Source organism: Streptomyces sp. NPDC088124, from assembly GCF_040685895.1.
In the GTDB taxonomy this organism is placed as follows: Bacteria; Actinomycetota; Actinomycetes; order Streptomycetales; family Streptomycetaceae; genus Streptomyces.
On the sequence record NZ_JBFBJB010000027.1, the window covers coordinates 1 to 12,509 of the forward strand.

Consider the following 12,509-nt stretch of genomic DNA (forward strand, 5'->3'; position numbering starts at 1 on the left):
ATCCCCCGGGCGGCCAGTGGCGAACGTGCCGGTCAGGTCCCAGTACTCGGCGGAGCGGAAGGCGATGCGCTCGCGCTCGCGCTCGACGACGAGCCAGGAGCGGAAGGGGCAGCGCATCTGCCTCTACCGGTGTCCTCCGGGTCCTTCCCTTCCCGGCTCCGTCATTGGTTGAGTTCATTTCGGCCTGTGTCGGTGCTGCGCGAATGAGGCGATCCCCTTGTTTGGTCACGAAGAGAAGTCGGACAAGGGCGCCCGGCGGGGTATGCCGTTGCCCTCTGTCGGCGCGCATGGCCGGACGGCTGCTGCCCCGCCCGTTGCCCCTCTCTCGCCGGTCGCGGCACCGGGCGGCCGGAGCGGGGAGTCGGTGCTGGCGCTGCAGCGGTCCGTGGGCAACGCGGCCGTCGCACGGATGCTGGCGGACGAGCGGCACAGCCACAGCCCGACGTGCGGTCATGGGGATGCCGGGGCGTCCCTTCCCGTACAGCGTCGTATGCGCGCGCCCGAGTCCGAGCCCGAGGACGAGACACACACTCTTGACCTCGTGAAAGAAGTGACGCAGAGCCCTGGGAAGCGGCTCGCCGGGGCGGAGCTCCGCGAACTGGAGGCGTGGCACGGCGGTGCCGACCTCTCCGGGGTGCAGGTGCACGACGATGCGAAGGCGCAGCGTGCGGCGGCCGGTATCGGGGCGCGTGCGTACACCGCCGGCGAGCACATCGTGCTCGGCAAGGGCGGCCATGACATCAAGACCAAGCGGCACGAGACCGCGCATGTGCTCCAGCAGCGCGAGGGTGCGGTCTCGGGGACGTCGGTCGGTAACGGGATGACGATGAGCAGCGAGGGTGACCCGCACGAGCGCGCGGCCAAGGCGGCCGAGACGACGCAGGCCGCCCCCGTGTCCGTGCAGTCGGCGCCGCGGCGGAAGGGCGAATCGCAGGAGGAAGAGCAGTAGTTCGAGGGGTGGTTCGAGTGATCGGGCGCTGTGTGCCGGGTCGGCAGGTGCAGGGCCCTGGCGCACCTGGTACAGACCAATCCCCGTGAATGTGTTCCACTCGTGATGTGTACCCGTCATAATCCGAGGGCTGTTTCCCTGATGCCCTTACGGACGACGGAGGCACCCCCACATGAGCACATCCCCCGGTACCCGCCGCGGCTTTCTCGCCGGCGCCCTCGCCGTGTCCGCCACCGCCCTGGTGGGCGTGGGCGCCGGTGGCGGGACCGCTGTCGCGGCCTCCGCCCGCGCGGCCACGTCCCCGCGCGTATTCGCCACCCACGACTGGATGGGCGGCTTCGCCGACTCGACCCCCGTACAGCGCCTGACCATTCCCGGTACGCACAACTCCGGCGCCCGTTCCGGCGGCCTCTTCGTGGCCTGCCAGAACACCTCCATAGCCGAGCAGTTGACCAGCGGCATCCGCTTCCTGGACATCCGCTGCCGGCTCTTCGACGGCGCGTTCTCCATCCACCACGGCGCGTTCTACCAGAACCTGAACTTCGACGACGTCCTCAATGCCTGCCGGAACTTCCTCCGGGCCAACCCCTCCGAGACCGTCCTCATGCGGGTCAAGCAGGAGTACTCCACCGAGAGCGACGCGGAGTTCCGGCGGATCTTCGACACGTATCTCGACGGCAAGGGCTGGCGCTCCCTCTTCCGGCTCGACAACGGCCTGCCCACTCTCGGCGCGGCGCGCGGCAAGGTCGTGCTGATCGGGGACAACGGAGGGCTGCCCGGCCTGCGGTGGGGGGACGGCGCGTACTTCGACATCCAGGACGACTACCAGGCCGAGCCGGGCGCCAAGTACTCCAAGATCGAGGCCCACTTCCGGAAGGCCGTGGCGCAGCCGGGGAAGATGTACATCAACTTCGTCAGTACGGCGTTCCTGTCGACGCCCCGCTGGAACTCCGACACCCTCAACCCGCGGGTGCACACCCTCCTCGACGGGTCGGAGGCGAGCGGCTGGCGCGGTCTCGGGATCGTGCCGCTGGACTTCCCGGCCACCCGGGCCGGGCTGGTGGAGTCGCTGATACGGCACAACGGCTGAGAGCGGAGAGGGGGCGGGCGTCGGGCCGTGGCCCGGCCCCGCCCCCTCACACCCGGTGCGCGCCGTCCAGGTTGCCGAGGCCGCCCAGCCCGTCCAGGCCCTCCGGCGGCGGTGTCGGGGCGCCGGGGATGCGGATCGCCGCGACCGTCCCGCCGCCCGCCGCCTGGCGCAGCGCGATCTCGCCGCCCGCCTGCTGGACCGTACGCGCGACGATCGACAGGCCGAGCCCCGAGCCGGGCAGGGCGCGCGCCGTCGGGGAGCGCCAGAAGCGTTCGAAGACGTGCGGCAGCTCCTCGGCCGGGATGCCGGGGCCGTGATCGCGTACGGTCAGCTCGCCGGTGCCGCCCTCCCCGCCGCTCAGCGCGACCTCGACCGTACCGCCGGACGGGCTGAACTTGACCGCGTTGTCCAGCACATTGACCAGCGCACGCTCCAGGCCGGCCGGCTCGGCCCGTACGTACCAGGGCCGCAGGTCCGTGGTGATCGTCAGGTCGGGGCCGCGCAGCCGCGCCCGTTCCAGCGCGCTGCCCATGATCTCGTGGAGCGCGACGACCTGGAGGGGCCCGGGGTCGGCGGCGTCCGGCCGCGACAGCTCCTGGAGGTCCCCGATGAGCGAGGCCAGCTCGGTCATCTGCGCCTTGACGGACGCCATCAGCGCCCTGCGGTCGGCCGGGGGGATGGCGCGGCCGGTCTCCTCGCTGCGGGCGAGGAGTTCGACGTTGGTACGGAGCGAGGTGAGCGGTGTCCGCAGCTCGTGCCCGGCGTCGGCGATGAGCTGCGACTGCCGGTCCCGGGAGGACGCGAGGGCCGCGGTCATGGAGTTGAAGGAGCGCGACAGCCGGGCGATCTCGTCCTCGCCCTCGACGGGGATCCGGACGGTGAGGTCCTCCGTACGCGCGACGTGCTCGACCGCGCGGGCCAGCCCGTCGACCGGCCGCAGCCCCGACCTGGCGACCCAGAGACCCGCCAGCCCCGCGCCGACCACCCCGACCCCGGCGACGAGCGCGAGCAGCACGGCGAGCTCGTTGAGGGAGGCGTCGATCTCGGCGAGGGGGCGCGCGACGGAGACGGCGACCGGCGGCAGGCCCCGGTAGGCGGCGCGCTGGGTGAAGACGCGGACCTTGGCGCCGTCGTCGGTCACGCTGTCGTGGAGCGCGGTGTGGAGGGAGCCGTCCGCGACCTGAAGGTCCTCCTGCTGGACCTTCACGGGCTCGGAGCCGGGAGAGACGCAGCGCTGCCCGCTGGGCAGGACCACCTGGATGTAGGCGAACCCGGAGGTGGCGCTGGTCTCGGGGTTGGTGCCCGCGTTGCAGGCGGCGATCGCGTCCTGTACCGAGCTGAGCGGTGCGGTGCTGTTCTCCAGGGACGAGTCCAGCTCGCTCGGCAGCTGGGTGCGGGTCAGCAGCCAGCAGGCGACGGCGACGGCGGCGACGGCGATCGCGACGGCAGAGGCGACCAGCAGGGCGAGGCGGGAGCGCAGCGGGAGCGCACGGAACCGCTGGACGGGACCGGTCACGCCGGACCGCCGTTCCGGTGCCGGTGGCCGTGGCCGCCGTATCCGCCGTGGCCGCCGTGTCCAGCAGGTCCGCCGTGCCCGCCGTCGGTGACGAAGCCCGTACCCGCGCCGCCGCCGCCCGTGTCGCCGCGCAGCGCGTATCCCACCCCGCGCACCGTGTGCACCAGGCGCGGCTCGCCGCCGCTCTCCGTCTTCCGGCGCAGGTACATCACGTACACGTCGAGCGAGTTGGAGCTGGGCTCGAAGTCGAAGCCCCACACGGCCTTGAGGATCTGCTCCCGGGTCAGTACCTGGCGCGGGTGCGCGAGGAACATCTCCAGGAGTGTGAACTCGGTACGGGTCAGCTCCACGCGCCGGTCGCCCCGGGTGACCTCGCGTGTCGTCAGGTCCATCCGCAGGTCGGCGAAGGAGAGGACGTCCTCGGCGGCCACCTCGCCGGAGCCGGTCGAGGCGTACGAGCTGCGCCGCAGCAGCGCGCGGATCCGGGCGAACAGCTCGTCCAGCTCGAACGGCTTCACCAGGTAGTCGTCCGCGCCCGCGTCCAGACCGGTGACGCGGTCGCCGACCGTGTCGCGGGCGGTGAGCATCAGGATCGGCACCTTCGAGCCGCCCGCGCGCAGCCGCCGGGCGGCGGTCAGGCCGTCCATGCGGGGCATCTGGATGTCGAGGACGATCAGATCCGGCGCGTAGGCGGCGGCCTTGGCGAGGGCGTCGACCCCGTCGACGGCGACCTCGGTCCCGTATCCGTCGAAGGCGAGGCTCCGCTGGAGGGCCTCCCGTACGGCGGGCTCGTCGTCGACGATCAGGATGCGCTGCGGATCGCGATCGCCTTCGGCGGGACTCATTCGCTTCTACCTCGTCGGTCTCGGTCAGCGGGTGGGCGCTGAGGTGTGCTGCCTGCCTTCAGCCTCGCACGGCGGCCTTGTGGCGGCGGCCCGTTCCACGCCTCTTCGACGCGGTGGCGGTACGTATCTCGTCCGTGCGGCGCGTGGGCGCCGCGGCCTGGGCAAGATCATGGACGAGGGCGAGCGGAAGCGCCAGATCGCTCGGTCCCGCCGGACGGGTGAGGGGGGCGTGGGTGCCGTTCATGACTGTCTCCTGCGGGGTCGTACGGGGTCGTACGGGGTGGTACGTCAACGGTGGTGGCGAGGTCAGCCGGCGCCGCCGGAGCGCAGCGCCGAGAGGTCCGCCTTGACGGTGTTGATCGGGATGGCGAAGCCCAGGCCCACGCTGCCGGCGCTGGAGCCGCCCATCGAGGACGACGAACTCGGCGCGTACATCGCGGAGTTGATGCCGATGATCTGACCGTTCATGTTGATCAGGGCGCCGCCGGAGTTGCCCGGATTGAGCGAGGCGTCGGTCTGGAGCGCCTTGTACGTGGTCTTCGAGGAGCCGGTGTCGCCGTTGAACTGCTGGCCGCCGAACTCGAACGGCCAGTTGCCGCCGCCGTTGCCGCCCTGCTGTTGCTGCCGGCCCTGGTCCTGGTCCTTGGCGACGGTGACATCGCGGTTCAGGGCCGAGATGATCCCGCTGGTGACGGTGCCGGTCAGGCCCTCGGGGGAGCCGATCGCCACGACCTCGTCACCGACCTTCACCTGGCTGGAGTCGCCGAGGGAGGCGGTCTTCAGGCCGCTCGCGCCCTCCAACTTGATCAGCGCGAGGTCCTTGTCCGGGTCGGTGCCGACGACGTTCGCGGTGTAGGTCCTGCCGGTGCTGAGCTGGACCTTCACGGACGAGGCCCCGGCGATGACGTGGTTGTTGGTAATGATCTCGCCGTCGGACGTGATGATCACACCGGAGCCGGTGGACTCACCGCTGTTCGAGGCCGCGTTGATCTCGACGATCGCCGGGGACACGGACTGCGCGACACCCGCGACGGTGCCCGTGCTGCTCTGCGAGACCGTCGTCCCGTGGATGGCGGTGTCCCCGTTGCCGCCGTCGTCGCCGTTCCCCGTGTACGCGCCGATCAGCGCGGCCGACCCGCCCCCGACGACGGCGGCGGCCAGCGCGACCGCGGCGAGCAGCGCGACGGGCGCCTTGGCGCGCCGCGCGGTCCTGCCGGAGGCGTGCGCACCGTGCGGGTCGTGCGCACCGTGCGGGTACGGGCCCGCGGCAGTGGCGGCGGGGCCGGGCGCGGGGGTGGCGGAGTATGCCGGACCGTACGAGGGCGGCGGCGGGTAGGCCGGGCCCTGGAACCCCTGGGTGGGGTGCTGCTGCGTGCTGTCTGCGTCGCCGCTGCCGCGGTAGTTGTCGGTCATGGCAACGACTCTCGGCGCCGTACATGAGAACAGGCTGAGGAGGCGCTGAGAAGGGCAACAAAACCGTGTATGCCCCATATAAAGGCCGAGGCGCAAAGGCCGGGCGGATCAGCCGCCCCGGCCGGGGCCACATGTGGGGGCCACGTGCCGGGCAGGGTCCCGGAGCTACGCGCAGCCGGTGCCGGGCAGGGTCCCGGAGCTACGCGCAGCCGCAGGAGCGCCGCACTATCAGCGCCGACGGGAACTGCTTCACGCGCTCGCGCCGTGAGCCGGCCACCCGCAGGCCGTCGTCCAGCACCAGGTCCACCGCCGCCCGCGCCATCGCGGGCCGGTCGGAGGAGACCGTCGTCAGCGGCGGATCCGTCAGGCCCGCCTCCTTGACGTCGTCGAAGCCGGCCACCGCCAGGTCGCCCGGGACGTCGAGGCGCAGCTCGCGGGCGGCGCGCAGGACGCCGATCGCCTGGTCGTCGGTGGCGCAGAAGATCGCCGAGGGCCGGTCGGGGCGGGCGAGGAGTTCCAGGGCGATCAGGTAGGTGTCGTAACGGTTGTACGGGGCCTGGAAGAGCCGTCCCTCCACCGGGCGCCCCGCCTCCAGCATCGCCCGGCGCCAGCCCTCCACGTGGTCGGTCACCGGGTCGCCGACCGCCGGGGTCGACTCGACGCCGCCGAGGCAGGCGACGTACGGGTGGCCGTGCTCCAGGAGGTGGCGGGTGGCGAGCTGCGCGCCGCCGATGTCGTCGGTGACGACCGCGATGTCGTCGATGCCCTCGGGGCGCTCGTGCAGCAGCACGACGCGGGCGTCCCACGCCTCTATCTCGGCCGCCGCGCGCTCGCTGAAGCCCTGGCTGACCAGGATCAGCCCGGAGACCCGCATGCCGAGGAAGGCCCGCAGGTAGTGGACCTCCCGTTCGTCGCGGTAGTCCGAGTTGCCGACCAGCACCATTTTCCCGCGCTCGGCCGCCGCCTGCTCCACCGCGTGCGCCATCTCCGCGAAGAAGGGCTGCCGGGCGTCCGGCACGACCATCCCTATGAGGTCGGTCCGCCGCGAGGCCATGGCCTGGGCGACCCGGTCGGGCCGGTACCCCAGCTCCTTGATGGCGTTGACCACCCGCTCGCGCGTGGCCGGGGCGACCGGCCGGGGTCCGTTGTTGATGACATAGCTGACGACGGCGGTGGAAGTCCCCGCCAGTCGTGCCACATCGTCCCGCGTCACCTTGGCCACGCGCGGCAGTCTACGCGTGGTGACCTATCGCTGGGCAGGCCGTACGGAGGCTTCCTCGACCGACTCCTGCGCCGCGTCCGTTCCGGTGGCCGCCCCGGCGTCGGTGCCGGGCGCCTCGGCCTTCTCGTGGCGGGGCTCCGTACGGTCCCCGGCGCGGTCCTCCGCGCGGGCCGCGGACTTCGCCCTGGCGTCCTCGGAGCCGCGCTCGGCCTTCTCCGGGGTGACGAAGCGGTAGCCCACGTTCCGTACGGTCCCGATGAGGGACTCGTGCTCCGGGCCGAGCTTCGCGCGCAGCCGCCGTACGTGCACGTCGACGGTCCGCGTACCGCCGAAGTAGTCGTACCCCCAGACCTCCTGGAGGAGCTGGGCGCGGGTGAAGACCCGGCCGGGGTGCTGCGCGAGGTACTTGAGCAGCTCGAATTCCTTGAAGGTCAGGTCCAGGACCCGGCCCTTCAGCTTCGCGCTGTAGGTGGCCTCGTCGACCGACAGGTCGCCGTTGCGGATCTCCATGGGGGAGTCGTCCGTCTGGATCTGCTGGCGGCCCATCGCGAGCCGCAGCCGCGCCTCGACCTCGGCCGGGCCCGCGGTGTCGAGCAGGACGTCGTCGATGCCCCAGTCGGCGGTGACGGCGGCGAGACCGCCCTCCGTCACGACGAGGATCAGCGGGCAGCCGGGTCCGGTGGACCGCAGGAGCTGGCAGAGCGACCGTACCTGCGGGAGGTCACGGCGGCCGTCGATCAGGATCACATCGGCACCAGGGGTGTCGACGAGGGCGGGCCCCTCGGCGGGGGCCACCCGCACGTTGTGGAGCAGCAGTCCGAGGGCCGGCAGCACCTCCGTCGAGGGCTGGAGGGCGTTCGTCAGGAGCAGCAGAGAACTCATCGCCGCTCACCTGCCTCGGCCGGACTCTTGCCAGGACTCTTGCCCGGACTCTTGTCGTTCACGGTTCGTTTGCCCATTACGTCGGTTCCTCCTCGGTCCCTGCGAGGACGTATGCGGCACTGCTCACTGCTCAATTCAATGCTTACTGCGTCATGCCTACTGCCTGGTGCCTACTGCTGTTGTACTGCCGTACGGCCCGCGCTGCCCCTCGTCCCCGGGGGCGCGGCCCGGATGTCCGTGTCTTCCGTCTGTGACATCTGGCTGTAACAACGATCGGAAAACACAAAAGGACCCGGGGGCTGCTTTGCCCGGATCCTCTCCGGAGGAGAATAACCCAGATTCCTTCCATGTCAGAGGGGCAATCGCGCAGATCATGCGAGGACACCGGTCCGTCGGACCCCGGGCACAGGCCCGTGGAACCGCCTCTGAGCAGCACCGGAACCGCGTCGGGAGGGCCCGGAACGCTCACGAAGAAACGGTGTACTGCCTGTGTACGGGGGGTTTCGTGCGGGTGGTCCGTCCGGGGGTTCGCGGGGGGATTCACGCAGGACTTGGACCGTAGACCGCCGGGCCCCGGTTGTGCGGATCGCACAGGGGGCGCACAGAGGCGTGTCCGCGCCGTACATCATGGAGTCCGACGAAAGGAGTTGCCTCTATGGCAGCCGGCACGATCCGCTACTGGGCGGCGGCCAGAGCAGCGGCAGGCATCGCGGAGGAGCCCTACGCGGCGGACAGCCTGGCCGAGGCGCTCGACGGCGCGCGAGTCCGGCACCCGGGTGAGCTGACCCGGGTACTCCAGAGGTGTTCCTTCATTGTCGACGGTGACCCCGTGGGCACTCGCGAGCATGAGACCGTACGCCTTGCCGAGGGCGGCACGGTCGAGGTGCTCCCGCCGTTCGCAGGAGGGTGAACCGCACATCATGAGCAACGATCAGCAGTATCCGTACGGGCAGCAGGACCCGTACGGGCAGCAGGGCCGACAGGGTCGGTTCGGTCCGCCGGACCAGGGGTGGGCCGCGCCCGAGCAGGCCGGGCCGGGGCAGCCGGGCGGGGAGGCCGCCCAGACGTGGGAGGGGCAGACCTGGGACACCCAGTACCAGCCCCACGTACAACCCCTCGCTCAGCCTCCTGCCCAGCAGCCGGCCCCGCAGCCATCCCCGCAGCCCGCGCAGCAGACCTACGGGCAGCCGTCCTACGGGCAGGCCCCGGCCCAGCCCCATCCGTACCAGCAGCAGGCGGCGCAGCCGTACCAGCAGCAGGCCGCCGCCGCTGCCGACACCGCGTACCTGCCGCCGCAGGGCGCCTACACGCCTCCGCCGCAGGCGGCCCCCGCCCCGGCCCCCGCGCCCGCGCAGGCGCCCCCGCACGCCCCCCAGGCCCAGGCCGGGGTCCAGCCCCAGCCTCAGCCCCAGGCGCAGGGGCAGCCCCAGGCGCAGGGGCAGCCCCAGGCGGGCCCGGGCTCCCTCGACGCCGCCGGATACAGCGCGCCCACCACGCTCGGCAACGCCCGCGTCACCGACGCCCAGCGCGCCCGCGCCGAGGGCCGCTCGCCGATCATCCCGCCGGGTGTCCAGCCGGCCGCGCTGACGGCGGCGCTGGGGCTGCTGCTCGCCGGGGGCGCGGCCCTCGGCCCGTACGCGCTGCTCGTACCGCTGGTGCTGCTCCAGGCCGTCACCGCGGCCGGCTGGTTCCGGCTGAACGGCATGTGGCCGGCCCGGCAGGGCATCGCGCTCGCCTTCCTCGGCGGGATCGTCGCGGACATCGCCGTGCTCGCCGCGGGCCGGGCCAACGGTCCCGCCGCGATCATCGGGACCCTCGGCGTATGGGTGCTGCTCGTCCTCGTCCTGCAACTGCGCAGCCGCGCGAGCGCCGACGAGCGCATGACGGGCCTGATGGCCACCGTCGTCTCCGCCGCGCTCGCCATCCTGGCCACGGGCCACCTCGCCGCCGCCCCGGACGCGGTGGCCGTCGGCGGCGTGGCGGTCGCCGCGGCCACGGTCGCCCGCGCGCTGCCGCTGCCGGGCTTCGTCTCGGTCGCCGTGTCCCTGCTGGCCGGCGCGGGCGGCGGGATCGTGGCGGGCGGGCTGACGGACCTGGGCGTCCAGGGCGCGCTGCTGGGGCTCGGAGCGGGCGTCTGCGCGCTGGTCGGGCTGCGGGCGGCGAGCTACGACTACCCGTCCAAGTTCGTGCACATGACGGCCGGGGTGGCGCTGCCCCTCACGGCCGCCGCGCCCGCCGTCTACCTGCTGGGCCGCGCGCTGGCCTGACACCCGCCGCGGGGCATACGGCGGATGACAGCGGGAACCGTACGGCGGGAACCGTACGTCTCCGCCAAACGTCCTGCGACAGTACGACCGGATCCGACCAGGGGACGGCCGGGGAGCGAACCGGACCACACAGACCGGTCATGAACAGGGTGGGGGACACCGAACGATGCGCGCACTGCGGACACTGCTGATACTCGTCGTGGTCTTCGGCGGGCTGTTCGTCGCGGCCGACCGGGTCGCGGTCTCCTTCGCCGAGGACCAGGTGGCGAGCAGGATCAGGTCCGGCGCGGGCCTCGCCTCCGACCCGGAGGTCTCCATCAACGGGTTCCCCTTTCTGACCCAGGTCGTGGGCACGTCCCTGGACGACGTCCGGATCGGCCTCGACGGCGTCAGCGCCAGCGCCGACGGCCACGCGGTGCGGGTGACCGAGGTCAAGGCGGAGCTGAAGGACGTGAAGTTCGACAGCAGCTTCTCGACGGCGACCGCCGCCAGTGCCACCGGCTCGGCGCAGATCTCGTACGCGGACCTCTCGGGCTCCGCGCCGCAGGGCGCGACCGTCGGTTACGCGGGCGCCGAGCGGGCCGCCAAGGGGCAGGTCAAGCTCTCCGGCCCGATGGGCGAGGTGCTGGACGGCGCGGGCATCACCGTCCCCGGCCCGTTCAAGGGGCTGCTGGACGGCAAGACCCTCACCGCGTACAGCGCGGTCTCGCTGGTCAACGGCGACACGGTCAGGCTGAAGGCGGCGAGCCTGCCCGAGCTGTACGTGCCGGGGGCGGAGGAGCAGATGCGGGAGGTCGTCGACTACGACCTGAAGATCGACGGGCTGCCGTCGACGATCAAGCTCGACAAGGTCACGGCGACGGAGGCGGGCCTGAGCTTCTCCGGAACGGGCACGGACGTCTCCCTGTCCGGCTGAGTGACATGCGGCCCGACGCAGACTCCGCCCCCAGGGCCCGACGCAGGGTCCGACCGATCTGCGTATGGCCTGGCGGCCGGATGCCGAGACGGCCACGTCCGCTCTCCAGACGCTCCCCGGACGCTCTCCGGACGGCCTCCCGTGCCATCCGCCGGGGCGGGCCCGGGGCGCCGCGCCGCCTTCCCGGGGCGGGCTTCACGTGCCACCCTGAGTCCCACATTGCGGATGATCGTGTCTTGACATGTGACACACCGGTGACATGACCGCCCGGTCGTCCCTACGATCGGACCCATGCAGTGCTTTATCGGCGGTCTCCCTCAGCGGGGACAGGCGGACCTCACGAAGCGGCGGGCAGTAGACCTGTGCCGCGTCGCCGCCATGCTCTGTCGCACTGCCTGAGCGGGACGCCGGACCGGCGGGACTGTTCAGTTCCGCATACTCCCCGCCCCGTCTTCCCGGGCCCTTCGAGCGCTCTCAGGGCCATTCGCGCGCCGTACGCCCGCACCATCACCTCGCAGCACACTGCCCCCCGCACACTGCCCCGGAGGAGAAAAGCATGAGCCGCAGCGACGTTCTGGTCGACGCCGACTGGGTCGAGGCCCACATCGACGACCCGAAGGTTGTCATCGTCGAGGTCGACGAGGACACCTCGGCCTACGACAAGAACCACATCAAGAACGCGGTCAGGATCGACTGGAAGAGCGACCTCCAGGACCCGGTCCGCCGTGACTTCGTCGACCAGGAGGGCTTCGAGAAGCTCCTCTCGGCCAAGGGCATCGCCAACGACGACACCGTCGTCCTCTACGGCGGCAACAACAACTGGTTCGCCTCCTACGCCTACTGGTACTTCAAGCTCTACGGCCACGACTCCGTCAAGCTCCTCGACGGTGGCCGCAAGAAGTGGGAGCTGGACTCCCGCGACCTGGTCGAGGCCGTCCCGACGCGCGCCGCCACCACGTACACGGCGAAGGCCCAGGACACCTCGATCCGCGCCTTCCGCGACGACGCGGTCGCCGCGATCGGCACGAAGAACCTGGTCGACGTCCGGTCGCCCGACGAGTTCAGCGGCAAGCTGCTCGCCCCGGCGCACCTGCCGCAGGAGCAGTCGCAGCGTCCGGGCCACATCCCGTCCGCGCGCAACATCCCGTGGTCGAAGAACGCCAACGACGACGGCACCTTCAAGTCGGACGACGAGCTGAAGGAGCTGTACGCGCAGGAGCAGGTCGACCTGGCGAAGGACACCATCGCCTACTGCCGTATCGGTGAGCGCTCGGCGCTCACCTGGTTCGTCCTGCACGAGCTGCTCGGCGTCGACAACGTCAAGAACTACGACGGTTCGTGGACCGAGTACGGCTCGCTCGTCGGCGTGCCGATCGAGCTCGGCGCCAACAAGTAATCCCGCCCCGACC

13 protein-coding genes are annotated in these 12,509 nt (G+C 71.8%); 7 read left to right on the forward strand and 6 right to left on the reverse strand.

Features of this window, described 5'->3' with window-relative positions; all coding sequences use genetic code 11:
- Positions 1-541 precede the first annotated feature (541 nt).
- Positions 542-949 carry a DUF4157 domain-containing protein gene (locus AB0P17_RS22615; protein ID WP_365813616.1) on the forward strand — a complete coding sequence of 136 codons (408 nt, stop codon included), beginning with the start codon at positions 542-544 and terminating at the stop codon, positions 947-949.
- A 172-nt stretch (positions 950-1,121) separates the two neighbouring features.
- Positions 1,122-2,039: a phosphatidylinositol-specific phospholipase C gene (locus AB0P17_RS22620; protein ID WP_365813618.1), complete on the forward strand. Its 918-nt coding sequence runs from the start codon at positions 1,122-1,124 to the stop codon at positions 2,037-2,039.
- Positions 2,040-2,085: 46 nt separating this feature from the next.
- Here AB0P17_RS22620 and AB0P17_RS22625 read toward each other — a convergent pair whose 3' ends face one another.
- From AB0P17_RS22625 to AB0P17_RS22650, 6 genes are all read right to left on the reverse strand, one after another.
- Entirely contained in the window at positions 2,086-3,555 is a 1,470-nt protein-coding gene (locus AB0P17_RS22625; RefSeq protein ID WP_365813620.1) for a HAMP domain-containing sensor histidine kinase, read from the reverse strand.
- Positions 3,552-4,400 (reverse strand): response regulator transcription factor, encoded by an 849-nt coding sequence (locus tag AB0P17_RS22630; RefSeq protein ID WP_365813622.1) that lies wholly within the window; start codon positions 4,398-4,400, stop codon positions 3,552-3,554. The genes AB0P17_RS22625 and AB0P17_RS22630 overlap by 4 nt, the downstream gene beginning before the upstream one ends.
- Positions 4,401-4,458: 58 nt before the next feature.
- Entirely contained in the window at positions 4,459-4,644 is a 186-nt protein-coding gene (locus AB0P17_RS22635; protein WP_365813624.1) for a hypothetical protein, read from the reverse strand.
- Positions 4,645-4,706: 62 nt separating this feature from the next.
- Positions 4,707-5,813, reverse strand: a complete 1,107-nt coding sequence (locus AB0P17_RS22640; RefSeq protein WP_365813626.1) for a trypsin-like peptidase domain-containing protein — start codon at positions 5,811-5,813, stop codon at positions 4,707-4,709.
- Positions 5,814-6,012: 199 nt separating this feature from the next.
- A complete protein-coding gene (locus AB0P17_RS22645) occupies positions 6,013-7,035 on the reverse strand; it encodes a LacI family DNA-binding transcriptional regulator (RefSeq protein ID WP_365813628.1) in 1,023 nt (340 codons plus the stop codon).
- Positions 7,036-7,059: 24 nt separating this feature from the next.
- Complete coding sequence (locus AB0P17_RS22650; protein WP_365813630.1) at positions 7,060-7,917, reverse strand: response regulator transcription factor; 858 nt, start codon at positions 7,915-7,917, stop codon at positions 7,060-7,062.
- A 655-nt stretch (positions 7,918-8,572) separates the two neighbouring features.
- On the opposite strand from AB0P17_RS22650, the gene AB0P17_RS22655 reads away from it, so the two are divergent.
- From AB0P17_RS22655 to AB0P17_RS22675, 5 genes are all read left to right on the forward strand, one after another.
- Entirely contained in the window at positions 8,573-8,827 is a 255-nt protein-coding gene (locus AB0P17_RS22655; RefSeq protein ID WP_365813632.1) for a MoaD/ThiS family protein, read from the forward strand.
- 10 nt (positions 8,828-8,837) lie between these two features.
- A complete protein-coding gene (locus tag AB0P17_RS22660) occupies positions 8,838-10,184 on the forward strand; it encodes a hypothetical protein (protein ID WP_365813634.1) in 1,347 nt (448 codons plus the stop codon).
- 166 nt (positions 10,185-10,350) lie between these two features.
- Entirely contained in the window at positions 10,351-11,100 is a 750-nt protein-coding gene (locus AB0P17_RS22665; protein WP_365813636.1) for a DUF2993 domain-containing protein, read from the forward strand.
- Between the two features lie 291 nt (positions 11,101-11,391).
- Positions 11,392-11,499, forward strand: coding sequence for a putative leader peptide (locus AB0P17_RS22670; protein WP_365813638.1), 108 nt, complete (start codon positions 11,392-11,394; stop codon positions 11,497-11,499).
- 157 nt (positions 11,500-11,656) lie between these two features.
- Positions 11,657-12,496 (forward strand): sulfurtransferase, encoded by an 840-nt coding sequence (locus AB0P17_RS22675; RefSeq protein ID WP_365813640.1) that lies wholly within the window; start codon positions 11,657-11,659, stop codon positions 12,494-12,496.
- Positions 12,497-12,509: the final 13 nt, after the last annotated feature.

Excerpts from the sequence above, each read along its gene's own strand:
- AB0P17_RS22620 (WP_365813618.1), top strand. The coding sequence starts at position 1,122 with ATGAGCACATCCCCCGGTACCCGCCGCGGCTTTCTCGCCGGCGCCCTC.
- AB0P17_RS22630 (WP_365813622.1), bottom strand. The coding sequence starts at position 4,400 with ATGAGTCCCGCCGAAGGCGATCGCGATCCGCAGCGCATCCTGATCGTC.
- AB0P17_RS22635 (WP_365813624.1), bottom strand. The coding sequence starts at position 4,644 with ATGAACGGCACCCACGCCCCCCTCACCCGTCCGGCGGGACCGAGCGAT.
- AB0P17_RS22640 (WP_365813626.1), bottom strand. The coding sequence starts at position 5,813 with ATGACCGACAACTACCGCGGCAGCGGCGACGCAGACAGCACGCAGCAG.
- AB0P17_RS22650 (WP_365813630.1), bottom strand. The coding sequence starts at position 7,917 with ATGAGTTCTCTGCTGCTCCTGACGAACGCCCTCCAGCCCTCGACGGAG.
- AB0P17_RS22655 (WP_365813632.1), top strand. The coding sequence starts at position 8,573 with ATGGCAGCCGGCACGATCCGCTACTGGGCGGCGGCCAGAGCAGCGGCA.
- AB0P17_RS22660 (WP_365813634.1), top strand. The coding sequence starts at position 8,838 with ATGAGCAACGATCAGCAGTATCCGTACGGGCAGCAGGACCCGTACGGG.
- AB0P17_RS22665 (WP_365813636.1), top strand. The coding sequence starts at position 10,351 with ATGCGCGCACTGCGGACACTGCTGATACTCGTCGTGGTCTTCGGCGGG.
- AB0P17_RS22670 (WP_365813638.1), top strand. The coding sequence starts at position 11,392 with ATGCAGTGCTTTATCGGCGGTCTCCCTCAGCGGGGACAGGCGGACCTC.
- AB0P17_RS22675 (WP_365813640.1), top strand. The coding sequence starts at position 11,657 with ATGAGCCGCAGCGACGTTCTGGTCGACGCCGACTGGGTCGAGGCCCAC.